This window comes from Methanomicrobium sp. W14, assembly GCF_017875315.1.
Taxonomy (GTDB): Archaea; Halobacteriota; Methanomicrobia; order Methanomicrobiales; family Methanomicrobiaceae; genus Methanomicrobium.
The window spans coordinates 310,419-336,271 of sequence record NZ_JAGGMM010000003.1 but is presented as its reverse complement, the minus strand read 5'-3'; the positions used below and the strand labels follow the sequence as shown (position 1 = coordinate 336,271).

Annotated in this window: 27 protein-coding genes; 21 read left to right on the top strand and 6 right to left on the bottom strand. The window is 44.3% G+C overall.

What is annotated here, in order from left to right; all coding sequences use genetic code 11:
- Position 1: 1 nt before the first annotated feature.
- The 4 genes from porD (at position 2) to J2128_RS10870 (ending at position 3,134) form a co-directional block, all read left to right on the top strand.
- The gene (gene porD / locus J2128_RS10885; RefSeq protein ID WP_209691460.1) at positions 2–262 is read left to right on the top strand and encodes a pyruvate synthase subunit PorD; all 261 of its coding nucleotides are present in this window, start codon (positions 2–4) and stop codon (positions 260–262) included.
- The gene (gene porA / locus J2128_RS10880) at positions 262–1,422 is read left to right on the top strand and encodes a pyruvate ferredoxin oxidoreductase (protein WP_209691459.1); all 1,161 of its coding nucleotides are present in this window, start codon (positions 262–264) and stop codon (positions 1,420–1,422) included. Before porD ends, porA begins: the two co-directional genes overlap by 1 nt.
- Positions 1,423–2,316, top strand: coding sequence for a thiamine pyrophosphate-dependent enzyme (locus J2128_RS10875; protein WP_209691458.1), 894 nt, complete (start codon positions 1,423–1,425; stop codon positions 2,314–2,316). It begins immediately after the preceding gene.
- Positions 2,317–2,432: 116 nt separating this feature from the next.
- A complete protein-coding gene (locus J2128_RS10870) occupies positions 2,433–3,134 on the top strand; it encodes a tetratricopeptide repeat protein (protein WP_209691457.1) in 702 nt (233 codons plus the stop codon).
- 233 nt (positions 3,135–3,367) lie between these two features.
- Here the strand turns inward: J2128_RS10870 and J2128_RS10865 are convergent, their stop codons facing one another.
- The 4 genes from J2128_RS10865 to J2128_RS10850 form a co-directional block, all read right to left on the bottom strand.
- Positions 3,368–4,420: a DUF3821 domain-containing protein gene (locus tag J2128_RS10865; protein ID WP_245323682.1), complete on the bottom strand. Its 1,053-nt coding sequence runs from the start codon at positions 4,418–4,420 to the stop codon at positions 3,368–3,370.
- Between the two features lie 79 nt (positions 4,421–4,499).
- Positions 4,500–5,318, bottom strand: coding sequence for an ATP-dependent sacrificial sulfur transferase LarE (gene larE, locus J2128_RS10860; protein ID WP_209691456.1), 819 nt, complete (start codon positions 5,316–5,318; stop codon positions 4,500–4,502).
- Positions 5,319–5,339: 21 nt separating this feature from the next.
- On the bottom strand, positions 5,340–7,439 hold the full coding sequence (locus J2128_RS10855; RefSeq protein ID WP_209691455.1) for a histidine kinase N-terminal 7TM domain-containing protein: 2,100 nt from the start codon (positions 7,437–7,439) through the stop codon (positions 5,340–5,342).
- A 160-nt stretch (positions 7,440–7,599) separates the two neighbouring features.
- Positions 7,600–7,929, bottom strand: a complete 330-nt coding sequence (locus J2128_RS10850) for a transcriptional regulator (protein ID WP_209691454.1) — start codon at positions 7,927–7,929, stop codon at positions 7,600–7,602.
- A gap of 170 nt (positions 7,930–8,099) precedes the next feature.
- Between J2128_RS10850 and J2128_RS10845 the strand changes: the two genes are divergently transcribed.
- From J2128_RS10845 to J2128_RS10800, 10 genes are all read left to right on the top strand, one after another.
- Positions 8,100–8,843, top strand: coding sequence for a HesA/MoeB/ThiF family protein (locus J2128_RS10845; RefSeq protein WP_209691453.1), 744 nt, complete (start codon positions 8,100–8,102; stop codon positions 8,841–8,843).
- Positions 8,840–9,121, top strand: a complete 282-nt coding sequence (locus J2128_RS10840; protein WP_209691452.1) for a MoaD/ThiS family protein — start codon at positions 8,840–8,842, stop codon at positions 9,119–9,121. Before J2128_RS10845 ends, J2128_RS10840 begins: the two co-directional genes overlap by 4 nt.
- 1 nt (position 9,122) lies before the next feature.
- Positions 9,123–9,521: a molybdenum cofactor biosynthesis protein MoaE gene (locus tag J2128_RS10835; protein ID WP_209691451.1), complete on the top strand. Its 399-nt coding sequence runs from the start codon at positions 9,123–9,125 to the stop codon at positions 9,519–9,521.
- Positions 9,473–10,741 carry a YcaO-related McrA-glycine thioamidation protein gene (locus tag J2128_RS10830; protein ID WP_348632408.1) on the top strand — a complete coding sequence of 423 codons (1,269 nt, stop codon included), beginning with the start codon at positions 9,473–9,475 and terminating at the stop codon, positions 10,739–10,741. The genes J2128_RS10835 and J2128_RS10830 overlap by 49 nt, the downstream gene beginning before the upstream one ends.
- Positions 10,689–11,354, top strand: a complete 666-nt coding sequence (locus tag J2128_RS10825; RefSeq protein ID WP_209691450.1) for a TfuA-related McrA-glycine thioamidation protein — start codon at positions 10,689–10,691, stop codon at positions 11,352–11,354. Before J2128_RS10830 ends, J2128_RS10825 begins: the two co-directional genes overlap by 53 nt.
- Positions 11,355–11,478: 124 nt before the next feature.
- Positions 11,479–12,105, top strand: coding sequence for a hypothetical protein (locus J2128_RS10820; protein WP_209691449.1), 627 nt, complete (start codon positions 11,479–11,481; stop codon positions 12,103–12,105).
- Entirely contained in the window at positions 12,014–12,976 is a 963-nt protein-coding gene (locus J2128_RS10815; RefSeq protein WP_209691448.1) for a hypothetical protein, read from the top strand. Before J2128_RS10820 ends, J2128_RS10815 begins: the two co-directional genes overlap by 92 nt.
- A complete protein-coding gene (locus tag J2128_RS10810; protein ID WP_209691447.1) occupies positions 12,954–13,346 on the top strand; it encodes an ASCH domain-containing protein in 393 nt (130 codons plus the stop codon). The genes J2128_RS10815 and J2128_RS10810 overlap by 23 nt, the downstream gene beginning before the upstream one ends.
- A 108-nt stretch (positions 13,347–13,454) precedes the next feature.
- The gene (locus J2128_RS12775; RefSeq protein ID WP_245323680.1) at positions 13,455–14,021 is read left to right on the top strand and encodes a hypothetical protein; all 567 of its coding nucleotides are present in this window, start codon (positions 13,455–13,457) and stop codon (positions 14,019–14,021) included.
- Positions 14,022–14,228 carry a helix-turn-helix transcriptional regulator gene (locus tag J2128_RS10800; protein ID WP_209691446.1) on the top strand — a complete coding sequence of 69 codons (207 nt, stop codon included), beginning with the start codon at positions 14,022–14,024 and terminating at the stop codon, positions 14,226–14,228.
- A gap of 11 nt (positions 14,229–14,239) precedes the next feature.
- Here J2128_RS10800 and J2128_RS10795 read toward each other — a convergent pair whose 3' ends face one another.
- On the bottom strand, positions 14,240–15,226 hold the full coding sequence (locus J2128_RS10795) for a hypothetical protein (protein ID WP_209691445.1): 987 nt from the start codon (positions 15,224–15,226) through the stop codon (positions 14,240–14,242).
- A gap of 402 nt (positions 15,227–15,628) precedes the next feature.
- Between J2128_RS10795 and J2128_RS10790 the strand changes: the two genes are divergently transcribed.
- A complete protein-coding gene (locus tag J2128_RS10790) occupies positions 15,629–16,114 on the top strand; it encodes a flavodoxin (protein WP_209691444.1) in 486 nt (161 codons plus the stop codon).
- A 155-nt stretch (positions 16,115–16,269) separates the two neighbouring features.
- Here J2128_RS10790 and J2128_RS10785 read toward each other — a convergent pair whose 3' ends face one another.
- On the bottom strand, positions 16,270–16,719 hold the full coding sequence (locus J2128_RS10785) for an HNH endonuclease (RefSeq protein ID WP_245323677.1): 450 nt from the start codon (positions 16,717–16,719) through the stop codon (positions 16,270–16,272).
- Between the two features lie 377 nt (positions 16,720–17,096).
- Here J2128_RS10785 and J2128_RS10780 point away from each other — a divergent pair, with 377 nt between their 5' ends.
- The 6 genes from J2128_RS10780 (at position 17,097) to J2128_RS10755 (ending at position 25,853) form a co-directional block, all read left to right on the top strand.
- Positions 17,097–19,592, top strand: a complete 2,496-nt coding sequence (locus J2128_RS10780) for a plasma-membrane proton-efflux P-type ATPase (protein WP_209691442.1) — start codon at positions 17,097–17,099, stop codon at positions 19,590–19,592.
- Between the two features lie 148 nt (positions 19,593–19,740).
- Entirely contained in the window at positions 19,741–20,619 is an 879-nt protein-coding gene (locus tag J2128_RS10775) for a tetrahydromethanopterin S-methyltransferase subunit H (RefSeq protein WP_209691441.1), read from the top strand.
- Between the two features lie 31 nt (positions 20,620–20,650).
- A complete protein-coding gene (locus J2128_RS10770; protein WP_209691718.1) occupies positions 20,651–22,459 on the top strand; it encodes an ASKHA domain-containing protein in 1,809 nt (602 codons plus the stop codon).
- A gap of 206 nt (positions 22,460–22,665) precedes the next feature.
- Positions 22,666–23,301 (top strand): B12-binding domain-containing protein, encoded by a 636-nt coding sequence (locus J2128_RS10765; protein WP_209691440.1) that lies wholly within the window; start codon positions 22,666–22,668, stop codon positions 23,299–23,301.
- A gap of 6 nt (positions 23,302–23,307) precedes the next feature.
- Positions 23,308–24,567 (top strand): uroporphyrinogen decarboxylase family protein, encoded by a 1,260-nt coding sequence (locus tag J2128_RS10760; protein ID WP_209691439.1) that lies wholly within the window; start codon positions 23,308–23,310, stop codon positions 24,565–24,567.
- A gap of 647 nt (positions 24,568–25,214) precedes the next feature.
- Positions 25,215–25,853, top strand: coding sequence for a B12-binding domain-containing protein (locus tag J2128_RS10755; RefSeq protein WP_209691438.1), 639 nt, complete (start codon positions 25,215–25,217; stop codon positions 25,851–25,853).

Below are 25,853 nucleotides of genomic sequence, written 5' to 3'. Positions count from 1 at the left end.
GATGTCTTTAAACGTCGGATGTGCGGCACCCCCCGGGAGGGCACGTGAGAACAAGACCGGCTCGTGGCGTGTCTTCAAGCCTGTTGTCGAAAATGAAAGCTGCATAAAGTGCGGCAACTGCATGCTCGTATGTCCTGAAGTGAGTATACACGAGGACAGAGACGGCTACCCGGTGGTCGACTACGACTACTGCAAGGGCTGCGGCCTGTGTGCGGAGGAATGCCCGAAGGATGCAATAAAAATGGTTAAGGAGGAGAAATAATGCTTCAGATAATGGAAGGATCACACGCTGTTGCAGAGGCTGTAAGGCTCTGCAGGCCGCAGGTGGTGTCAGCCTATCCTATAACTCCGCAGACGCACATAGTCGAACGACTGGCCGAGATGGTGGCAGACGGCGACCTTGACGGTGAATATATCTGCGTTGAAAGTGAGTTTTCAGCCCTTTCGTCATGTCTCGGTGCGTCTGCCGCAGGCTCGAGGGTATACTCGGCAACAACCTCGCAGGGCCTTGCATTTATGGCGGAAGTTGTTTTCAACGTCGCCGGAATGCGCCAGCCTGTCATCATGACAATCGCAAACCGTGCACTCGGAGCGCCCCTCAACATCTGGAACGACCAGCAGGACTCGATATTTTTGCGCGACTCGGGCTGGATGCAGTTCTACGCCGAGGACGCACAGGAGGCGACCGACCTTCATTTCATAGCCTACAAGGTCGCAGAAGACCATAATATCCTTCTCCCGGCGTTCGTGTGCTTTGACGGGTTTATACTCTCGCACACATATGAGCCTGTCGACATTCCGTCGCAGGAGGAGATTGACGCATACCTCCCGGCGTTCAATCCCTACCAGAGGCTTGACGCAAAAAAACCGATGTCCTTCGGGATGTATGCAACTCCGGAATACTACGAGGAGTTCAGGTACGAGATAAACGCTGCGATGCAGCGTGCAAAGGATGTGATAAGAAAGGCCGGCGCAGAATTTTCTGAGAAGTTCGGCCGTGATTATTCCGGTCTTGTCGAAGGCTACAGGCTTGATGACGCGGATACCGCAATAGTTGCCATGGGTTCTGTGTGCGGTACGGTAAAGGATGCAGTAGACGAGATGAGGGATGCAGGCGAAAGGGTCGGTCTCTTAAAGATACGTGCATTCCGCCCCTTCCCCAAGGAGGACGTAAGAGAAGCGCTCAAAGGCGTTTCAAATGTTGCAGTCCTCGAAAAGAACATAAGCCTTGGTTCAGGAATGCTCGGTGCGGTAGGACTTGAGGTAAAGGACGCGGTTTACGGCTCGGGTTCATCGGTTCACTCCTATGTCGGAGGTCTCGGGGGCCGTGACATAAGAAAGAAGGTTGTAAAGACTCTTGCAGAATGGGCACGCCAGGGTAAAGACGACTGCTTCTTCGGTCTTCGCGAGGAGTTGCTGTAAATGACGGAAAATACATGTGAATATTTTGAGTCCGGTCACCGTGCCTGCGGAGGTTGCGGGCCGGCACTTGCAGGAAGGCTTATCACAAAGGCTGCAGGTGAAAATACGATTGTCGTGGCATCTACGGGTTGTATGGAGGTGTTTTCTACACCTTATCCCGAGACTGTCTGGAAGACGCCGTGGATACACTCCCTGTTCCAGAACTCCGCCGCCGTTGCGTCCGGAATCGAGGCTTCACTGAAACGGCAGGGCCGTGAAGAAAAGGTAGTTGTAATTGCAGGTGACGGTGCCACATTCGATATCGGGATGCTTTGCATCAGCGGAATGTTTGAACGCGGTCATGACGTGACGTACATCTGCTACGATAACGAGGCCTACATGAATACCGGAATCCAGAGGTCAGGTGCAACGCCGTATGACGCAAGCACAACGACAAGCCCTGCGGGAAAACTTTCAAACGGAAACAAGAGGCCAAAAAAGGACCTTCCTGCAATTCTTGCGGCTCACGGAAGCCCGTATGTTGCGACGACCTCGGTCTCAACCCCCAAAGACCTTATGGACAAGGTCCAGCGTGCGTTGAACACACCTGGGCCGTGCTATGTGCAGGTCCACACGCCGTGCTGCACAGGCTGGGGATTTGACGGCTGCAAGACCATCGAGATAGGGAGGATGGCTATAAACTCCGGCCTGTGGGTGAATTTTGAGATGGTCGACGGTGAGATAGTAAAGGCAAAGAAAGTCAGCCGTGTCCCTGTAGACGATTACCTGAAAAGCCAGAAAAGGTTCCGCCACCTATTCAGACCTTCCCCAAAGACAGAGGAAATTGGAAAGATTCAGGAAATTGCAAACAGAAACGCAGAAAAATATGGCATAGATATAAAGCCCTTCCACTGATATCCCGGCCGGAAAATCCCCTTACTCTATTATATCCTTTTTTTAACCGACCCTAAAAAAGAAATGGCAAAAACTCTAAATCTATTGGAGTATATTCCAGAACAGGAAGGATTTATATGAAAAAAATATTATTTGCAGTTCTTGTTATTCTCCTTATGGCAGTACCGGCTTTTGCATCGGCTGATAACATAACGCTTTCAGGACCTCTTAAGGAGGCAGTTACGGCATACAATGAGGGGCTGGACCTTGCGGACAAAGGTGACTACCAGGCTTCGCTTGAAAAACTCAATAAGGCGACCGACCTTTATAAAAACTTCTCGGCGGCGTATGTCGCAAAGGCCGGAGTCCTGATATCCCTCGGGGATTACGAGGAGGCCCTGGAGGCAGCGGACAAATCAATTGAAATGAGTCCTGACCAGGCATATGCCTGGGTGAACAAGGCTACTGCTCTTATTGCGCTCGGAAGATACGAAGAAGGTCTTGAAGCCTCGGAAAAAGCGATATCCCTTAATCCTTCGGACACAGGGGTGCTTCTCAGCGCCTGGCTGAATAAGGGAACGGCTCTTGGCGGTCTCGGACGTTACGATGAGGAGCTCAAAGCCGCAGAAAAGGCTCTTGAGATAAGCCCGCAGGATGAACGTGCACTTTCAAACAAAAATTATGCAGAGAGCATGATTTCAAACCAGACTTCGCAGACAGGTACAGAGAGTGAAACAGGGGCAGAGGCTACCGGAAGCCAGAGTTCGCCTGTTTCTGTATTTGCCGCAATTGCGGGTATCTCAGCCGTTGCAGCTTTTAGATACATTAGAAAGGACTAATTCCAATATCCCTGAGAAAATTTTGGGGGGCAATAATCCGGCTCCTGAAATTTTTCAGGTATTTCAGTCATTTTTTCTGCATGAATTATATTCTGAATATTTATTCTTAGTTAATCTTGCTTTCAGGGCTGACAATACTTTTATTATCGCTATTTTGTTCTGATTGTCTTAATAGTCCTGGGGTGGTTTTGGAACTTAACATACGAAAAAAAAGGTATGGATGAAAGGAGAAATTACTCTTTTCTGTATGATAAATAGACTCCTGCCAGTCCGAGTGCAAAGAGAACTGAAATTATTCCGGCAGGTGACTGTGTCGTTTCCGGAGACGCAGACGTCTCTGCAGGACTCTGTGTTTTTGCCTGCGTTGTCTCTGTCACCTGTGTAGTCGGAGTTTTTGTGGCTGTTAGTGTTCTTTTTGGTGTCTGCGTTATCTGTGACACCGGCGTTACGACTGGCGTAGGTGTCGGCGTTTGTGTCTGTGTAATTCCTGTGTCTAAGGTCTCGCTTTCCTGCACAGTCCCGACGGGAGACGAAACTGTTGCTCCTGTGATTCTTCCCAGGTTGTCCAGAATACCGTTTACGTCGCATTCAGCCCAGATTGTATATTCGCCTGATGAATAAAGTGAATTTCCGGTGTCCCACAGGCAGGTAAGAGTCCCTGAAGGCAGGAAGTATGCCGAGTTTTCAGGCTGAACACCTTTTATGGATACAGGTGTCCCCTGGCAGTTGTAAAGCGATGAAAAGGTTGCACCGTCTTTGTCCTCTACTATTATGTCTATTCCGCCGTCAGACGAGGTGGCACCGTCCCTTGAAAATATCGGGTAGAGGTTTGAATCGAGCCTGAAATCAAGCATTTCGCCTGAAACAATTTTTCCTCCTGTGATGTCAAAGCTTTCGCCTCCGGGGCGGTAAGAATAAATTTTCATTGCAATGTTGGGGTATACGACGTTAATAGCTGAATACCCGTTCTTTGCGCCGTCAGGGTATGAATACCATATTCCTTCCCTTCCGCTGAAGTCGGCCTGTGATACTATGAAGCTGTTTTTGTCAGGAGTTATGGTGTACGACGGTGAATCGGTTGCAGGGTTTCCTGAGGAATAATACGCAAGCTGCGTGTCGGTTTCGTTTCCTGAAGTGTAAAATACGTCGCTGTTAAGGACCAGACCCTGTTCTCCGAGGAAAACCGTATCCCCTTTGTTTATCTGGTTTAATGCCGCACTTGCAGGATATAATATAAATGCTGTGCAGATTAAAGCAAAAAAAACGATGAATAGCTTTCTTTTCATTATGAGCACCTCTGTGTAACCTTTTTGTTATTGTTTACAGGACAGATATAAATATCTGCGGGGGCTTTCTGTTATTGTCTTATTTTTGGTCCCTGTTGCTTTTCCTGTCCATACTTCCGCTGACGAACCCGTCGATGTCGAGCGTTACATACAAGAATCCAAGCTGTTTTAGTTTTTCTGATATTTCTTCCCTGTTTTTGAGGACTGTTCCGAAGTCGGAAGGGTCAGTCTCAATTCTTGCGCACTCGAAGTACTCCCTGACCCTAAGGACCGATACACCGTAATTTTTGATGATATCTTCAGCCTTTTCTATTCTTTCAAGGTTATTTTCAGAGATTTTTTTTCCGTAGGGTATTCTCGTTGCAAGGCATGATGCCGAAGGCCTGCCGCTGTTTGGAAGTCCGTATATGGTGGCAGCCTTTCTTATGTCGTCTTTTGTCATTTTTGCATCTGCAAGAGGGTGTTTTATGTTCTCCTCGCAGCCTGCAATGTATCCCGGCCTGTAGACTTTTGTGTCGGAAAAATTCGTCCCGTCGGCAACAGATAATAATCCAAGTCTTTCTGCTTCGGCTTTCAACAGTTTTACGGCATTTTTTTTGCATATATAGCAGCGGTTATTATTGTTCTGTGAAAATTTTGGGTCTTTTATTATATCCGATTCAATGACAGATACCGGAAGGCCCAGATCTTCTGCAAGTAAAAAAGCGCTTTTGTATTCGTCTTCAGGCATAAGGGGACTTTTGATTATTGCACATCCCATTGAGTCGTCGAGAACCTCTTTTGCCATGACTGCAAGAAGGGTACTGTCAACGCCTCCCGAGTAGGATATAAGGACCGAGTTTATTTCACTAAGAATATTTTTCAGGTTTTCAAGCTTTTTTTGAAGACTGTCGTCCATAAAATGCACCGTGAATTAGATTTATGACTGCTCTTTTTCGAACCTGTAGCTGCTGTAAGGAACCGTTATCTCAAATATGACACCTTCACCGAAGACTCCGGTTTCTTTTATTGAAATATCGGTTATCGCAAGTATCTCACGCGACAGAAACATCCCGAGACCTGAGTTTTTGTAGAACTTTCTGTTGAATGCGTTTTCCTTCTCTTCATCCGGGATGCCCTTCCCGTCGTCCGAGTACTTAAGGATGAGGTCTTTGTCTCTTAATTCGTAATCCAGAGATATCTTTGTTATTTTTTCACCGTACTTTACCGAATTTTCAGCAAGGTTGTAAAACACCTTCTCAAGAAGAGGATCAGCGTATATAAATATGCTGTCTGTGTTATCCTCTGTCTTTATTGTCCCGGTATTAACGTTCTTGAGAGCATTTTTGAACGATTCACCTACATTCTGCCATACCGGTGATTTTATTCCTATGTCCTGGTAGTCTTCGGTGAATTTTATGTGCTCGTATATATTTCGGGTGGCTTCTGTCTCTCTTCTGATATAATCGACAGATTTTTCGTCTGCCCGGGGAAGGCTTTCGAGATGTTCTTTTGAGATTTCCAGGTATCCCATGAGAACAGTTATCTGGTTGAGGATATCATGCCTTGTTATACTTGAAAGAAGGTTCAGCTTTTTGTTTGCCTGATAAAGCGATTTTTCTATTTTTTTTCTCTCGGTTATATCAAAGATTACTGCGTCAGTTCTCAGGTAGCCGCCTTTTATGTCATTCTGAACTCTTCCGGTGACATATACGGTGATTTTTGTTCCGTTTTTTGTAGTCAATTCAGATTCAATTGATATTTTACCTGATTTTAAAAGTCCGGAATAAGTCTGCCGGGCTTTTCCGCTTTTGTCTTCAGGAAGAAATTCCGTAAATTTTTTGTTTAGCAGTTCCTCTTCGGTGTATCCGGTCATAACCATGTATTCGGGATTTACCCCGGTAATTCTGCCTTCTTCATCAAGGGAAACGTATGAGACCGGGGATTTTTCAAAAAACTCCCTGAAGGTCTCTTCACTCTTTCTAATCTCTTCTTCGGCTTTTTTCTGGAATGTCACGTCGCGGATGGTAACGATTGTCCCTTCGGTATTCCCGTGCCTGTCTTTTAAAAAGGTTGTCTGTACGTGATATATCGTTCGGGTTTCGCCGTTTACAAACGGGATGTCATTTTCAGTCTCTTTGATCTTTTTGTCAAGCATTTCCTGCATGAATTCACTGAACTGCGGCCATTCATGACTGTATTCAGTAATAATTTTTCCGGGGTTTTCCCTGATATCGCAGTTATGAAGAGCTTTTCCTGCCATATCGTTTGCTTCGATGACGTAGCCTGAGTTGTCGAATATTATAAGTCCTGACGGGAGAGTCTGGAACACCATGTCATATCCGACCGGGACAAGCGAGAACAGTCTGTAATGGTACATGCCGATAAATACTATAAGAAGAGTGAAAAGGTATGAAAGCGGGGTTATATCTATGTGGAAGAGAGGTCTTATCCAGAACAGATAGAGCAGTAAGAAAAGAATCAGTATTAATCCGGCTAATATCAGAATTTCAGCCTGTTCTTTAATCACTCCGTGCGTGCGGCCCAGAAAGCCGGACAGCATTGCAAGTCCCGAAATGAGTGCTATAATCAGGTAGGATACGCTGAGAAGATATATAGGCCCGGGTGTAAATGAGAGAAGTAGTGCAGTGTCTGCAACGTAAAATCTGACATTTTCATATAGGAGCGGAATTATAAGATTTGACTGGGTGACACCTATCACTATTGCAGGAATAATGAAAAGCGCTGCATAGAGAGGAGCTGTCAGAATTCTGTCATTGCGTGTATAGTTTATTACGAATAACAGCCACAGGGGCGGGACTAGTGATATTCCTATATACTCGAGCCTTATCATTGCCAGTATGAGTTCCGGAGACGTGAGCGAGAGCTCGATGCCGTATGTTATCGAATAGTATGAAGCGGCAAAGAGGAGCAGCACGAAGGGTGTTGATGTTTTTGATGAGGCTCTTGTCAGTATTAAGAATATAAGAACTGTTCCTATTACGCCTGAGAGCAGGTATATGATGGAGATATCATTCATAGTCGTTTTTATTTTTTTACAGCTGCACCTGGGTGAGATGTTTTTTCAGGCTTTATGCTTTATTTTGCCGGAAGCGGATTACCTGCCAAAGTGACTTTTTAAAAAAATTATCTTTGACGCCTATATGTAATTTATTTGTCCTGTGCACATTTCCCGGGATTTATTCTGACTTTGTACAAGTGTTTTCAGCGCATCCGTTTTCCTCTCCCCTTGAAGCTGTGCATATTTCGCAGATTCTTTTTGAGAGGTTACAGTTCTTTTCTTCTATGATGTCATCTGCAAGATTCATAATAAGCTTTTTGGCGTCTCCGGTGAATTCGACCCTGTACCCCCTTTTCCCTGAAACGTACTGTGAGACTGCCGACGGTGCGATGTCAAGCATTTCGGCAGCTTTTTTCTGGGAGATGCCTCTTTTTACAAGTTCAGTTACTATTGATGCACGGATAGCGGGAAGAAGTTCCCAGACTACCTGCTGGCAGGGAGTGTTCATATTAAAAACCTATATCTAATCACAATTGTGAATATATATGCATAACTGATATACCAGTTTTTCCCTGACAAATAGTCTTATAAGTATGCTGTCAGTCGGGAAATTTCTGCTGTCCTGTAAAAACAGGATATAAATATTAATCTGCAGAGAAGAATAAGAAGGGTCTTTTTATGGATATAAGCGAGAGATACGAGAGGCAGGTGATGCTCTTCGGAGAGGAGGCACAAAAGAAACTTTTTAAGTCGTCTGTCCTCGTTGCAGGTGCCGGCGGGCTTGGAAGTCCTGTCTGTGTCTATCTTTCGGCTGCTGGAATAAAAAAAATAGTAATCGCAGACTATGATTTTGTTTCGCTTTCAAACTTGAACCGCCAGTTCATTCATGACGAGTCGGCTATAGGAGAGATGAAGACTGAATCCGCCAGGAAGGCTATTGAGAGGATAAACGGCTCGGTTGAGGTAGTAACAGTTGATAAGCCCCTGTCTGATGATAATATAACGGATATCTGCAGAGAAGAGGGCTGCAGTCTCATTGCGGACTGCCTGGATAATTTTGATGCGAGGCGGGCCCTGAACAGGGCGGCTTTAAATCTTGAAATACCTATGGTTCACGGGGCGGTAAACGGCTGGGACGGTCAGGCAACAACGATAATCCCCGGAGAGACGCCGTGCTTTGAGTGCATGTTTCCGGACAGTCCTCCAAAGGAGAAGTTTCCAATAGCGGGCCCGACGGCAGGAGTCATCGGTTCCGTGCAGGCCAACGAGGCGATAAGGGTTCTTGCGGGACTTGAAGCCGGACTTGCCGGAAAGCTTTTTGTATGGGACGGGAGATGCTCGTCTGCCGATATTATCCCTTTTGAAAGAGACGAAAACTGCCCTGTGTGCTCGGGAATGACTTTTGGGAGAAGGCATATATGATCAATGTAACATTCAGGATTTTTGCAAGGTTTAAGGAGACTTTTGGGGCGGAAAGGAAGGTCTTCCTTGAGGGTGAACCCAGTATAAAGGACGCGGTGTCAAAACTTTGTGCAGAAACAGAAGGCGGGTATACGGTCCTGTTCGGTGATGACGGAGAACTTCTGGATACAGTCCTTCTTATGTACAACAAAAAAAGGGTGTCTGGTGATAAGGCGGGAGAGACTTTACTGAAGGACGGCGATGAAATAATACTTTACCCGCCGGTTTCAGGAGGATAAAATGGGTATTATTGCGATAACAAAGGATGATATTGATATAGGCAGACTAATCGGCGATGCAAAAAAGCCGGAAACCGGCGGATTTGTGGTATTCGTCGGGACAGTAAGGGACGACGGGATTGAAGCTATTGACTTTGAGTCTTTCGACGAGGTCGCACTTGAGGACCTTAAAAACATCGCGGGGGAAGCGGAAGAAAAGTATTCCCTGACTTCGGTTGATATTGTCCACAGAAACGGTCTCCTAAAGATAGGGGAGAATATTCTTGTGATTGTTGCAGGTGCTGCACACAGGGAGGAGGCCTTTGACGGGTGCCGCTATATTATAGACGAGATTAAGCGCTACGTCCCTATCTGGAAGAAGGACATCTCGAAGGGAGGGAAAGAGCACTGGCATGCATAAGGCTTTCGGGCTGCAAAAAAAGCTATACCGGCGAAAGCCAGAGGTCAAGGAGCCCTGAAGAGACCCTCGAAGTTGTCCTTCCGGTCGCGAAAAAGTGCGGTATTACAAGGATAGCCGATATAACCGGTCTCGACAGGCTCAATATCCCTGTTTTTTCATGCATCAGGCCTGGTGCTGCCGACGGTGCTATATCGGTCTACAACGGCAAGGGCATGACCGAAGCCGCCGCACGTGTTTCGGCGGTCATGGAGGGAATAGAAAGGTACTCGGCGGAGATAAACGGGCGAAAGCTTGTCTGCGAAAGGTTCAGCTCACTCGGAGAAAAAGATGCCGTGAACCCAAAAGACCTTATTCTTCCGAAAGGAGTTGACCCCGATTCGAAAATTCCGTGGTATCCGGGGTACGACATAATAAACGATGAGGACGTCCTTGTCCCGGCCCATGCCGTTTTTCACCCTGTTCCGCACGGGAACATACGTTTTTTCAGGACGAGCACGAACGGGATTGCTTCGGGGAACACTTTTGAGGAGGCCTGTCTTCACGGTCTCTGCGAGGTGGTCGAAAGGGACGCATGGTCTCTTGTCGAGGCCTCGGGTTTTGCAGGTCCGGTTCTTGAAGACATAAAAAGCCCGGAGTTAAGTAGGATTGTAAGTTTATTTGAGGACAACGGCGTCGGCTTAATCCTCAGGGACATTACTTCTGACAACGGTATTCCTACGGTTGCGGCGGTTGCAGACGATGTCAGGCTAAAGGACCCCTCCCTCCTGTGCATAGGGATGGGGACGCATCTGTCTCCTGAAATAGCCGCAGTCAGGGCCATAACCGAGGTCGCACAGTCCCGTGCAACGCAGATCCATGGTGCAAGGGAGGATACTACAGAAGCTGACTTCAGGAAAAAAATAGGTTATGACAGGACGAAGCGGCTGAACAGAAAGTGGTTTGAGAAGTCCGAATCAAAGGACTTTTCGGAGATGAAAGGTTTTGTCTCCGGCGATTTCCTGGACGACATCAGCTATATATCAGAGAGACTTCAGGAATGCGGGACACAAAGGATTATTGTCAGTGATTTGAGTATTGTCGATGCCGACATTAAGGTAGTGCGTGTGGTCGTACCGGGGCTTGAGACGTTTGCCATCGACAACGAGCGTGCAGGAGAGAGGTGCAGAAATGCGAGACGTAATCGTTTATCTGGGGCCAAGTCTTCCAAAAGACAAGGCTGAGAGGATTCTTCCGCCTTCAGTCGCGGAATACCGTCCGCCGGTAAGAAGGGGAGACCTGGCGGAGGCTATAGAAAAAAGACCGAGGGCCGTCTGTATTATCGACGGTCTTTTCTTCCAGGACTGTTCTGTCGGTCACCGGGAGATTATGGCGGTCTTAAAGTCAAAGATTTCCGTGTACGGTGCATCTTCGATGGGTGCACTCCGTGCCTGCGAGCTTGAGGCTTTCGGGATGGTGGGTGTAGGAAGGATTTTTGAGATGTACCGTGACGGGGTCATAGAGTCCGACGACGAGGTCGCACTTTCATGCGACCCGTTTACAAACGAGGCCGTTTCGGATGCACTTGTCGATATGAGGATTAACTTTGAAAGGGCGGTCCGTTTTGGCATTATCACGGGTTTTGAGCGTGACGTCCTCATTGATGCCGCATCTGAAATATACTACCCGAACAGGACTTACAGGCGGGTTTTGAAGGATGCAAGACTTTCTGAGGCAATTTCAGGAGAGTCTTTCGAAAAACTTACGGGATTTCTAAGAGAGCACCCTTTCTCCCAGAAGGAGGAGGACGCCAGAGAGGTTCTGAGGGTTGTCGGAGAGAGAGAACTTTACCGGTGAGTTTTGCCTGATTTTAAAATTGGGATTTTAGATATTGATTGATCTTTCAAATAAAGACATCTCGAAAAATATATCTTTTATATTTCTAATAAGATTCACATGGGATTGTTTCATGAGAATTTTATTGGATACAAATATTTTCATTTATCGGGAAGAATATCGTATTGTTGAGAAAGATCTTCAGGAATTGTTTCAACTACTGAATGAATTGAAATCAGAATTAATTGTTCATCCGCTTTCTATATCTGAATTGAATAATGATGCTAATTTAACTCGGAAAAAAGTAAATATTTCAAAGATTCGTAGTTATTCCCTTCTTCAAAATTTTCCTGATTCCTCTGTAGATTTAGAATTTAATAAATTGTTTGGTAGTCCAAAAAATTCACATGATCGTATTGATCGTGAAATTTTATATTCGATTTATAGAGATGCGGCGAATTTTTTAATTACCGAAGATAAAGGAATGCTTAAACAGGCAGAAAAAGTCGGAATTTCAGACAGAGTATTTTTAATTTCTGAAGCTTTGGATTATTTTAAAAATTATCTCCCGTCTAAACTAAAGATACATACTCCACCTGCTTTAAAAACTGATTATCTGTATAATATAAATATCCAGGACCATATTTTTGATTCTCTTAGAAAATCATATCAGGGATTTGATGAATGGTTTAAGGCAAAATCCAGAGAAAACAGAAAATGCTACTATCATGAAAGGTCTGATGGAAGTCTTGGTGCTATTTCTAATCTGTAAAATTGAAGATGAATTCATTCCAACATTGAAACCCCTTCCAAAAAAGAAAAGGCTAAAAATTTCAACGTTGATCGTTGATCACGTTGGTTATAAAATTGGGGAACTGCTACTTAGAGTAGCAATAGATGAAGCACTAAAAAACGATATTTTTGAAATGTACCTAACCCATTTTACCGAAGAAAATGATCGACTTGTGGATTTGATTCATGATTACGGTTTTTATTCTGCAGGAATTATTGAGAAAAATGGGAAAAAAGAGGATGTTTTCTTAAAACATCTGACTTCTGAGAATTGTGATATTTCAGGATTAGACCCTCAGAAATTATCTGCCATGTTTTTTCCAAGTTTTTGTGATAAAAAGAAATTTAATAAATATATTATTCCAATTATCCCAATCTATCATGATAGGTTGTTTAGTGGATATAAATGTCGACAGACCAGTTTAAATGAACATTTTGGAGAATTTGCGATTGAGGGAAATACTATAAAAAAAGTTTATCTGACTCGTAGTAAAATAAAAAAAATAAGTTCTGGAGATATTATCTTCTTTTACCGTTCTCATGATAAAAAATCTATTACATCGTTGGGTGTCGTGGAATTTTTTTATCATGATATTTCAGATATAGGTGAAATTTCTAAAAAAATAGGAAAAAGAAGCGTATATACATCCGAAGAAATACAAAAAATGAAAAAGCCATTGGCTATAATAATATTTAGACATCATTTTTATATAAAGGAAATAAAATTTGATAGCTTAATGGATTCTGGTATACTTTCAGGATGCCCGCAGTCAATTATTCAAATATCCCATCAAAAATATGAAAAGTTAATCAAGTTGGGTGAAATCAATGAACGTTTTATTATCCATTAAACCGAGGTATGTTGAAAAAATAATCTCTGGAAAAAAAAGATATGAGTTTAGAAAAGTAGGGTTTAAAGAAACTGTTGGAGAAGTGTATACCTACTCTTCTTTTCCCGTAAAAAAAATTGTTGGAAAATTCCATGTAGGGCAAATTATTGAGGATCATCCTAAAAATCTCTGGAGTCAGTTACAGGAGTTTTCAGGAATTAATGAGGATGAATTTTTTTCCTATTTCAAGGGTAAAAATAATGGATTTGCAATAAGTATTGATGACATGGTTACTTTTGACACCCCTATTGATCCATGGGAAATGGATTCCAGTTTCAATCCTCCGCAATCATTTCAATATCTAAAAGATAGTTTATGCTTATCTTTTTGATTTTTTTATTTGTATGATTTTGTAATTTTTGAGATTAATGATATAATTAAATAAATGGTAAAATAGTATGTGAAGTAAACTTCATATGAAATAAACTTCACATTAATTATGATGATGAACACTGGCAATGAAAACGGCAAAGACAGTGGCAGCGGCAATGAAAAAGCTGAAAGCACTGAAAAGGCTGAAGTGACCAATAACAATAAAAAATCCGAAAACTCCGGGAACTTCAAAAATACCAGGAACTCCAAAAAATTTGGATATGCCATTTTGGCATGGACTGCGGCAACAGTTACCGGTGTCGCCCTTATGGTTCTGTCAAAAGCCGGGATTGCGGAAAGCAGCCAGTCGGGTGGTGTCCTAATCGGTGTCGGTGCGGCTCTTGCGGTTCTTGGTATCGGAAACCTCGTTGGAAAATATGTCACTAAGGCGGTAGAGACACCGGAAACAATAAAAGTTTCGCAGCGGGAGGAGAACGATGAAAGAAACGTCCGCATAAGAGAGAAGGCCGGGTGGAATGCGTCTCATATTACACTTTATGTCCTGAGTTTTCTCGCAGTCGCCTCGGCACTGATGGACCTTGACCTTTATATCACGATTTCACTTGCACTCCTTATTTTAATGGATTTTTTGCTTATCGTCGGCTCAATAGTCTACTACGAAAAGAGGATGTGAATGGACAACCGCATCAGAGAGCTTCGGACGGAGAGGTCAATGACACAGCTACAGCTCGCGGAGATGGCGGATGTCTCCTCAAGGACCATAATCTCGCTTGAAAAGGGGCAGTACAACCCTTCCGTTCTCCTGGCACATAAACTGGCGGTGATATTTCACTGCCCGATAGAGGAGGTCTTTATCTTCAGTGAAGAAGACCTCCTGTAAACTCTTTTTTTTCAGCAGAGATTTATCTCCCGCAGTTTTGTCTCCGGTCTTCCGGAAAGGCTGAAGTCAAGGGTGAACATGGCGGAAACGATACCGGATGATACTATCTTCCCTGTCTTTTCTGCAAGAATGTATGAGACCGCAGCTCCGCCGGTGCAGCCCATATTGTCGGTTCTCCCGAGAAGCTTCTTTTTTGTGATGATTTCCCCGCCGCTTTGGGCGACGTTCACGCAGAGTATATGCGTTATTCCAAAAAGCTCTTCCTTCTCCCTCAAAAGGGCTTTCATAAGCTTTGAAGTTTTATCCGCATCTGCTGCGGCTGAAATTTCCTGAATTATTGTTTTACTCTCGTTTATAATCGTATCCGAATTTTTGATTGCAGTCCTTATTGTCTTCTGAGCCGGGTCTTCGCCTGAGTCTTTGCCCGTATCCTCTTCGGTCCCCTTTTTGCCTTTGGTTTTGGAGTTTTCTTTTTCCGCGTCCGACCCTGAGTAATACTCGAGTTTTGTCTTTTTTTCGGACAAATCCATAAGCATCTTCTGGATTTCAGTGTAGTTTTTCAGGACCTGTGAACCTTTAACGGAGTCATAAAGTGAATAGAAGTTTTGTATATAGGAAGTCATGCCGTAAGACCCCAGGTGTCCTGCGACCGATGACATGAGCGCCTCTTTGTCCAGTGAAATTTCTTTGCCTTTGATTGTGTAGTCGGTCCTGAAATACCCCGCGATGTCGGAAGCCGTTGCGAGGAGTCCGGGTATTGCGGGAATGATGCCCATTACAGCCCCTAATCCCGCAATTCCTGCTGTCATGAATTTTGTTTCAGATATTCTGGCCTTTTCAAAACCGGTGAATACACCCTCTTTTTTTGGTTTTTTTAGACTATTAAGCAGTTTTTCGTTGATTTCTGCCTGTTTCTCAACCAGGTCTTTCAGAAACCCTAATTTTTCTGTGACTTCGATTAAGGAAGCGTCGCCGGAGGCATAGTTTAGGCCGTCCACTATGAGAATCTTTGAATCTTTGGGAAGACCGTCTGATTCGTGTATTTTTTTCGCAATTTCGGATGATATTTTGTCCAGGGCACGGTATGCTACAATCGCTGAAATGTAGCCTGAAGTATCGTCCGTATCTGTTTTTCCTTCCAGAGGTTTTGTCTGTGAATTTTTCGAGACCTCTGCAAGTGTTTCACTGAGAGTTTTTATTTTTTCTACCAGTTCTTCCTGGTTATTCGCCCCGGAATCATTTTCTTTTTTTTCACCGGAATTTTCTGTAATTTTGTTCCCCCCCTTTTCAGGATTAAACAGTTTACTTCATCTGTCAGAATAATAATCTTTGCCGGAAAATTTTCTTTTGCTTTCCGCTTTGATGCATAATATTTTAACCTGTTGAACAGATCAGAGATTATGAAAGCAGCAGTAATATATCACTCCTTTTCAGGAGTTACCAGGGGTGTTGCGGAAAAAGTGAATAAGGCTTTGGAAGGGGATTTAATTGAAGTAAAACCCGTTGATTCGTATTCAAAGCTGACCGCGTACACTGTCGGGACATACCGGGCAAGAAAAGGTGAAGCTGATAAAATAACGCCTGAAACGATTGAAGTTTCCGGTTATGACATCATCGTTATAGGGACGCCTGTATGGGCATTCCGCCCCACACCTGCTATAAACGCGGCGGTAAAGGGTTTAACCGGTTGCGCTGGAAAAAGGGCCGTTATATTTGCTACATGCGGGGGAAGTGCAAAGGATACGACAAAATATCTTACCGACGCCCTCTCGGAAAAGCACGTAACTGTCTTTGCTGAATTTGTTCTTGACAAAAACGACGTTCTAAAGGATGAAAACATCGAAAGGATTTCAGAGTCTGTCGTTCATGCAGGAGAAAGCGAGTGAAGTGAATTGGCATTTCCCGGTGTTACAGCCGTCAGGTGAATGAGAAATTTTCAGTACTATCTCTTTTTTGCCGGGAAACTTTCAATGAATTGTAAAATGCCTTTATGAAATATCTTAAGGATAAAAAGGATATTCTTGAAATTCTCAGGAATTTTTCAGCTGAATATTCCTTCAAGGCAAAAGACGGTCATTTTTCCTGTATTACCGGTATTGCCGCAGAGACGTTTAAGCGAACACTCCGGGCACAGGATATTTCCAAGATCATTTTCAGTTGCGTCAAGTGTTCCGGCATGTTCATGGAGACCGTATAAAAGCTTTAAGTATCTGCCCTCGGCTCTCTGTGGAATCCCGTTGCCGTGTTCATTGTAGTTCCACTCATAAAGTTTTTTATGAGCCATTTTTCCGCTGCATCTTTCGCATATGCAGACCCTGTTTTCATCGCAACATAAATCATGGGAACTGAAGTTAAAAATGTAGTCAGACTTAAGCGCAATTTTTGCCCCGCATAATATGCATTCATCGGGTTTTTCATGCTCATGCAGCCATTCATCAATGTTGGAAGACCAGATTATTTTTCCGCTGCGAAGCATAAAAAATCTGCTCATCTCAAATCCACGTTGCCCCTCCAATCCCGCAGATTTAGCCAATACTTTTGCATACTGCCAGAATATTAGGTCACGTACCGTTTTTACTGAAGACGGTGACATAACATAGTTATCATAACCGCATATCAATCATAAACATATCGCTGCATATCATATTATATTTATCAAAAAAGTTAATAACAAATATTATTCATGATGTTATTTTAATGAGAGTATTCATGTATTTTTTGTCTGTAAAAAAATTATAATATGGTTTAGGATATTTTTTTTGGAGGGCTTATATGCGGATAAAAGATATATTCTACAGTTTCCCAATGTAAACCTGTATCACAATAAATCGGGCATACTGAGTCAGGCTTAAACCCGTGGTGGTCTTTGTGAAATCGGATACAGAAAAAATGAAGGGCAGTCCTGTGACTGATGCCGGCAAAACTGACTTTGAGGCACTTAAAAAAGATCTGGGATTCGGACCCGGGGGTCTTGATTCAGACGAAGCAAAAGAGAGAATTTCAAAATACGGGTATAATGAAATAGCCGAAAAAAAAGAGAGTGCATTTTTGAAGTTCGTATCCTATTTCAGGGGCCCTATACCCTATATGATTGAAATTGCCGCAATATTGTCGGCGATTCTCAGCCACTGGGAAGATTTTTTTGTGATAATTGCTCTTCTTCTGATGAACGCCTTTGTAGGCTTCCGTGAGGAGTACCAGGCGGGAAATGTCATCGAAGCTCTTAAAAGCAGGCTTTCGGTAAAGGCGAAGGTCAAAAGGGACGGAAAATGGACTGTCGTTTTTTCGCGTGAAATAGTCCCCGGTGATATGATACGAATCAGAATCGGAGACATTGTCCCTGCCGACTCCTATCTTCTCGGCGACAGTCCGGTTGAAGTTGACCAGTCATCCCTCACGGGTGAGTCCCTTCCTGTTGAAAAGAAAAAAGGTGACCTTGTATACTCGGGATCAGTAATAAAAAGCGGTGAAACCGACGCAGTTGTATTCAAAACAGGAGCAGCCACATACTATGGAAAAACAGCCGAACTTGTGGAGGGAGCCGGGGCGAAAAGCCACCTGAAGGCGGCGGTCATCAAAATTGCAAACTTCCTGATAGTCGTCGCCTTTGTCCTGGCAGCGCTGATTCTTGTAACAGCTGTATTCCGTGGAGACCCTTTCCTTGAGGTAATCCAGTTCGCCCTTGTCCTGACTGTCGCAGCAGTCCCCGTTGCAATGCCTGCGGTCCTTTCGGTTACAATGGCCATCGGAGCCTTTGCCCTTGCAAAGAAGAAGGCCATAGTAACAAGGCTTTCTGCAATAGAGGAACTTGCAGGAATAGATGTTCTATGTTCCGATAAAACCGGGACGCTTACGCAGAACAAACTTTCCGCAGGAAGTCCTTTCACCCTGGACAAAACAAATCCCGGTGACGTAATTCTCTGTGCAGCTCTTGCCTCAAGGGCTGAAGACAATGATTCCATTGACATTGCTGTCTTTGAAAGTCTCAAAGGGGGAGGAGATTTCGCTCTTTCTTCATATGAAATACTGGACTACGTGCCTTTTGATCCTGTAAAAAAGCGTTCCGAAGCTGTCGTCAAATCCCCTTCCGGTGAGGTCTTCAGGGTTTCGAAGGGGGCGCCGCAGGTCATTCTATCCCTGTGCGGTGGCGGAGAATATTTAAACGCTGTAATCAGCCCTGCCATTGAAGATTTTGCCAAAAAAGGCTACAGGTCTCTTGGCGTTGCAAGAAGAGAAGGTGATGTGGAGACATGGAAATACCTTGGAATAATCCCCCTCTTTGATCCTTTAAGGGAGGACTCCGCAGAGACTGTAAAGTCCGCAAAGGAGATGGGCATAAACGTAAAGATGGTCACAGGCGACCAGGCTGCTATTGCAAGGCAGACCGGGCAGCTCCTGGGTCTTGGCACAGGGGTTGTGGATGCATCTGTCTTTGAGACGACAAAATACCACGAAGCTGCACAGATGGACTCTCTGATAGAAAATACGAACTGCTTCGCCCAGGTATTTCCCGAGCACAAATACCACATCGTAGACGTCCTTCAAAAACGCGGGCATATCGTCGGGATGACCGGAGACGGCGTAAACGACGCTCCTGCCCTGAAAAAGGCCGATGCGGGAATAGCTGTTGCAGGCGCAACTGATGCGGCAAGGGCTGCTGCCGATATCGTCCTGATGACAACCGGCCTTTCAGTTATAATTGACGCCGTAAAGGAGAGCAGAAAAATATTCCAGCGGATGCTGAATTATACAATTTACAGGATTGCCGAGACTTTTGCTCTTTTAATCTTTCTGACCGCGGTAATTCTCCTGTTCAACTTTTATCCCGTAACCGCCATCATGATAGTCCTTCTTGCAATCCTCAATGACGGAGCCATACTCTCGATCGCATACGACAATGTAAAGATGTCTGATACACCGGAATCGTGGAATATGCGGTTTGTAATAGGAATTGCGACAGCAATCGGATTCTTCGCAGTAATAAGATCGCTTGGGATATTTTTTATAGGGGAAAGCGTCTTCGGACTTGACCAGGACTTTATAAGGACGATTGTGTACCTCAACCTCTCGGCAGGCGGTCACCTGACGGTTTTCGCCGCAAGGACACGTGGTCCGTTCTGGTCCATCAGACCTTCGTCCATTCTTTTCGCAGCAGTTTTTGGCACGCAGTTTCTGGCAACACTTATTGCAGTCTACGGTGTCTTCATGACACCTGTAGGGTGGTTCTGGGCGGCATTCGTGTGGGTTTATGTGCTTGTAATGTTTGTCCTCCAGGACGGTGTCAAACTGGGAGCATTATCCCTGTATAATAATTTTAAAGGGAGAAACCTGCCCGGAAAGAAAGATTCTTCTTTATTCAGCTAATCTTTTTAAAATCATCAAAAGGCAAAATCTGCCGTTTTGCTAAGTTATTTATCGTATGGCAGGTTATGTTATCAATTGTACATGCCCCAGATCCCCTTTGAAATCAGACCTGGAAGGCATTGTTCTTTATCAATGAGGTGCATAGATAATGTTCCGATTCAAAGCAGATCAAAAGATATACGAGATCGCCGGCGTTAAAGTCGGAGGACAGCCCGGTGAAGTTCCTACAATGCTTGTGGGAAGTATGTTCTACCAGAGGCATAAGATAGTTTCAGACGAGAAGGCGGGAATATTTGACAAGGATGCCGCCGAAGGCCTCGTCAAAAAGCAGGAAGAGCTTGGAGATATCACTAAAAACGCTCCTGTCGTAGATATCATCGGCTCGAACCCGAATGCAATCATCAAGTACGTGGACTTTATCGCTGATCTTAACGACAAGCCGTTCTTTGTCGACTCGGCAAGTGCCGACGTAAAGATTGCTGCAATAAAGCATGCAAAGGAAGTAGGCCTTGAAAAGCGTGTCATCTACAATTCCGTTTCTATAGAAACAAAGGAAAACGAGCTTACTGCTTTAAAGGAGTGCGACATCGATGCCGGAATTCTTCTGACATACACGAAAGATCTCATGAGGAGCAGTGCCCGTGAAAAGAAGGTTGAAGAGCTTATGCCGAAGATGCTTGATGCAGGAGTGGACAAGATACTTGTCGATACTTTTGTTATGGACGTCCCGTGCCTGACACCTTCATCAAAGGCGACAATCGAAATAAAGAACCACAAAGGTCTTCCGTGCGGAACTGCTGCACACAATGCAGTCTCGACGTGGAAAGGTCTTAAGGGAATGCTCGGAAAAGAGGGAGTTAAAGCAGCCGATCTCACCGCAAACCTCCTGCCTGTCACAGCCGGAGCCGACTACGTCCTTTACGGACCTATCGAGAACTGCGGCAACGTGTTCCCTGCGGTCTTCACAATCGATTCGTCATATAAATATGCTTATAGAATGAAAGAATCATTATCATTAGATATCTGATGAAAATGACTGCTAAAAAAAAAGTGTCACAATAACATTCGAACCTGACGGGAAAACAGTATCCGGGTCCCCCCGGACTCTGCTTGACTTTGCGCTTTTGGGAAATGTCGCTCTGCGAGGAGAGTGTGGGGGAGTCGGTATCTGCGGGAAGTGCAAGGTACAGATAGTAAAGTTATACGGCACTATAAACGGGCCAACTGAAAAGGAGAAAAAACACCTTTCAGAAAAAGAGATTGAAGAAGGGTACAGGCTTGCATGCCAGGCAAAAATTGATGAAGGCAAAGCTACTGTATATATTCCGCCCGAAAGCCGTACGGGTAAGAGGGAAATCTCATCAGCCGGGCTTGACGAATATATAGAGCCCGACTCGTCAGTAAAAAAAATTAATTCAGTCCTTAAAAAAACCACTTTTGAAGATATAAGGACAGATTACGACAGGCTTTGCGGCAAACTCTCATGTTCGTCGAAGACTGAAGTTTCACTGAAAATTCTTGAAAAACTTCCTGAGCTTTTAAGAAAGTCCGACTGGAACGTAACCGCGGCAATATGTAAAAACAGGATAATATCTCTTGAAAAAGGGGACACTTGCGATAAAATTTTCGGGATAGCCGTTGATATCGGCTCATCCAAGGTCATATGCCATCTTGTAAACCTCATTACAGGCGAGACCGTTGAACGTGCGAATTCCGAAAACCCCCAGGTTATGTTTGGAGAGGATATCGTTTCAAGGATAACTTATGCCTCAAAGGAGCCTGAAAACCTGAAAAAACTCCAGAGGCTTGTCATCGATACGATAAACTCGCTGATTGACACTGTATGTAAGAACGGCGGTGTCCTGCATGAAAACATTTACGAGCTTGTTTTCGTTGGAAATTCAGTTATGCATCATCTTTTTCTTGGGATTACACCGAAATACATAGGTGTCGCACCTTTCATTCCGGCTGTAGGAAACCTTATCAGCTTCCAGGCTAAGGAGCTCGGTGTAAATATCAACGAAGAAGGGTTTATCACCGCTGTTCCCCTTATAGGCGGGTTTATCGGCTCTGATGCTGTTGCAAACCTTCTTATCACAAAGATTTACGAAACGGACGAGGTAAGTCTTGTAATCGATATAGGGACCAATACTGAGATCCTACTTGGAAATTCAAAGGGCATTATGGCCTGTTCAACGCCTTCGGGGCCCTCTTTTGAAGGAGCACATATAAGCTCGGGGATGAAGGCCGTAAGCGGTGCAATCGAGAGCGTGAAGATTGAAGAAAATGACGTCACCTTTACGACAATAGACAATGCAAAGCCCAAAGGCATCTGCGGTAGCGGCATTATCGACCTTGTCGCCTGTATGTACAATGCGGGAATTATAACGAGAACGGGCAAGTTCAAAGACAAGAGTAACCCCAGAATTAAAGAGGGTGAAAAATCTCCCGAGTACATAATCGCCGAAGGCAAATACACCGAAAACGGCAAGGACATCACAATCACGGAAAAGGACATCAATGAATTCCTTCTTGCAAAGGGCTCCATCCGGTCGGGCTGGAAAATCCTTCATGAAAAGTATGGAATTGACCCCATGAATGTTGACAAGGTATACCTTGCGGGCTCCTTCGGGACACATGTCAATATTGAGAATGCGATTACACTTGGTATAATTCCCGGTATAGACAGAAAGAACATCGTCTTCGCCGGAGAGACTGCAGTGGGAGGAGCAAAAATAGCTCTGAAATCTCTTTTTGAGCGTGATAAGCTCGAAAAAATCCTCAAGGAAGTTGAGTATATAGAACTCTCGGTAGAGTCTTCGTTCAGCTCCCAGTATTTAAAGTCTATCCCAATAACGGGCGCATAGGCCCGCAATATTTATTTTTAATTATAGGGGCAAGTGATATTGAAGGATTAAGCTTAGATTCGGGCAAGTTTATTCAATATTTTTTACTTAAATCCATGAATCTTGATTAGATATTTTCCATATATATGCCTCATTGAAAAGTATTATCTATCTCCCGTTATAGATACGAAACTATCTCACCTTTGCGTGAGAGCGGGGTTATATTAATGACAGACGTAAGAGAAGAATTTGTAAACGCACTTATCGACTTTGACGAGTCTAAGTGCATGGATATTTTAAACAAGAGAATTGCGGACAAGGAAGACCCGAAACTCATAATTGAGGATGTAAGGAAAGCCACGGATATCGTAGGCAAGAGATTTGAGGAAGGAAGATTCTTTGTTTCAGACCTTATGATGACAGGTGAAATCCTTTCACAGATTATGGAAGTCTTAAAGCCTGTGTTCGGCGACAGCCAGATGGAGAACATCGGTACAGTTGTTATCGGCACAGTTGAGGGAGATGTCCACGACATCGGAAAGAACATCATCATAGCTCTGCTTGAAGCGGAAGGCTTTAAGGTTATAGACCTTGGTGTGGACCAGCCTGCTGATTCATATATTAACGCAATCAGGGAGAGCAACCCTGACATCGTTGCATTAAGCGGACTTCTGACAGAAGCCACTGAGTCGATGAAAAACATTGTCGAGAAGATAACTGAAGCAGGTCTTCGCGAGAAGGTAAAGATTGTCGTAGGTGGCGGAAGGACAGACGAGGAGACCATGAAGTATACAGGTGCTGACGAATGGTCTGATGATGCAACCTCAGGAGTTAAGAAGTTCAGACAGCTTGTGGAGGCTTGAGCTTAAATGGAGCCAACTGAAATATACAAGGAAAAGCTGGCAAGGCTTGAGGCTGTCATCAAGGGAAAGACCCCTGACAGGACTCCGATGACTTCAATGGTGAGCACATTTCATGCTCATTATTCCGGGTATAAATCAAACGATGTCATATACGACTACAACAAGAACAAGGAATGTGTTATTAATTTCCTGAAAGACTTCGACCTTGACTCACTGACTGTTCTTACGGGTCTTGAAGCGACATTCATGAGCATCAGCCTCATGAAAAACGCACCAGGGGTCATTCCTTCGGCAAGGTTCATGCAGCCGTACTTCCACGATGCTCTCGGGGACATTTTCACAAAATGGCCGGGCATGGAACTTGGAGACGACACAGCTCCCCAGTTTATCGGAAGCGAAATCATGAAGCTGGATGAGTATGACCAGTTCATAGCAAATCCGACTGATTTCCTGAACACTGTAGCACTTCCGAGAATCTGCAAGAACCTTTCAAACCCCGGCTCTGCCCAGGCAATCGGAGCTATGGCAAAATACGGGGCGGAACTTCAGAGATTCGGCGCTGCGCAGGGCGAGCTTATTCAGGCTATGGCAACCGAATGCGGTGTGCCTACATTCCCGACAGCATGGAGCTATGCTCCTCTTGATTTCCTCGGGGACTTCATGCGTGATATAAAGCACATTGTTCTTGACTTCTACAGGCACGGTGACAAGGTCAAAGAGGCAACTAAAGCTATCACACCTTACCTTATCGAGTCTGCAAAAGTAACTGGTCAGGTTCCGCCGGAGATGCAGAAAGCTCTCGGCACGGATGTTGTCCAGTGCTTCTTCCCGCTTCACTTAAACGAATACTTAAACCCGAAGCTCTACGACGAGTACTACTGGCCTGCACTCAGGGAAGTCCTTGAAGAAGTAATCAAGATGGGACAGACACCGTTCATCCTCTTTGAAGGAAGACACGATGCACACCTTGAGTCACTCCTTGAACTCCCGAAAGGAAAGGTTATCGGTGTGTTCGACAAGACCGACCCGAGAAAGGTCAGGGAAGTCATTGACGACCATGTAATACTTTCATACGGAGCTCCGAACTCGCTGCTTATAGGTGGAACCCCTGAGAAGGTCGACAGTTACATGAAGAGCATGCTTGATGACTGCAAGGACGGTGGTATGCTTGTTTACCTTGGTGTTGACGGAGGAATCTCCGGAGACGCAAAACCTGAGAACGTCCGTGCTGCAATTGATGCAGTCAAGAAATACGGTACATACTAAAGACACTGATATCAAAAGGGACGAAAATCCCTTTAAAATAATATTTTCCTTTGTTTAAATCCTTCAATTTTGATATTTAGGCATGTCTCGCAGGGGTTTGGCTTTGATGCGGCTCTGGTGATGTTTACAGCCGCAGGCTTTTGTTCCTCTTTTAAATATTCAAAAATGTAATTAAAATAATCTGTTTCTGTATTTTTTTGTCAGTTATTCCAGGTTCACCTGAATGCAGCGTTCCGGTTTCTTAGTTATTTTACATTTTCTGGTTTTGTTTTTTTATTTTTTTCGGATTTTTTGTCTCCTTTTACTCTTGTAAGGTCAAATACAGTTATATCCTGGTTTAAAGACTGATTCTAATTTTATCTGTTGAAACATATTCTCAGGCGTCCTGATACGGGTTAAAACCATCTATTATGTATCTTTTCAGGAAAAAAGCGCATATAGGATATCATATATAATTATATGTATCAAGGCATAGTATACTGAAGAAAAAGACTCTGATTGCCGGAATTAGATTAAGTAATGTTTTAATATATACATTTTTTTTGTTTTTCTCTTTTTTTAAGGCGTTTTTCCGGGAAAACTATTAATATCACCATTTATAGAGAGCAAATTACCTCACAGTTAACTGTGAGACCGGGGTTATACTAATGACAGATATAAGAAAGGAATTTGTAGATGCACTCATCGACTTTGACGAGTCGAAGTGCATGGATATTTTAAATAAAAGAATTGCAGACAAAGAGGACCCTAAACTGATAATCGAAGACGTAAGAAAGGCTACAGATATTGTAGGCCAGAGATTTGAGGAAGGAAGGTTCTTTGTCTCCGATCTCATGATGACCGGAGAGATACTGTCGCAGATTATGGAGGTTTTAAAGCCAGTATTCGGCGACAGCCAGATGGAAAACATTGGGATAGTTGTCATCGGAACAGTCGAGGGAGATGTCCACGATATCGGAAAGAACATTATCATAGCTCTTCTCGAGGCTGAAGGCTTCAAAGTCATAGACCTTGGTGTGGACCAGCCGGCAGACGCGTTCATTAAGGCCATTAAGGAGAACAAACCTGATATCGTCGCGTTAAGTGGACTTCTGACCGAGGCTACCGAGTCCATGAAGAATATCATTGAAGAGATCAAAAAGGCAGGTCTCCGCGACAAGGTAAAGATTGTAGTGGGCGGCGGAAGGACAGACGAAGAAACCATGAAGTACACCGGTGCCGACGAATGGTCGGACGACGCAACGTCAGGTGTAAAGAAGTTCAGAAAGCTTGTGGAGGCGGACTAA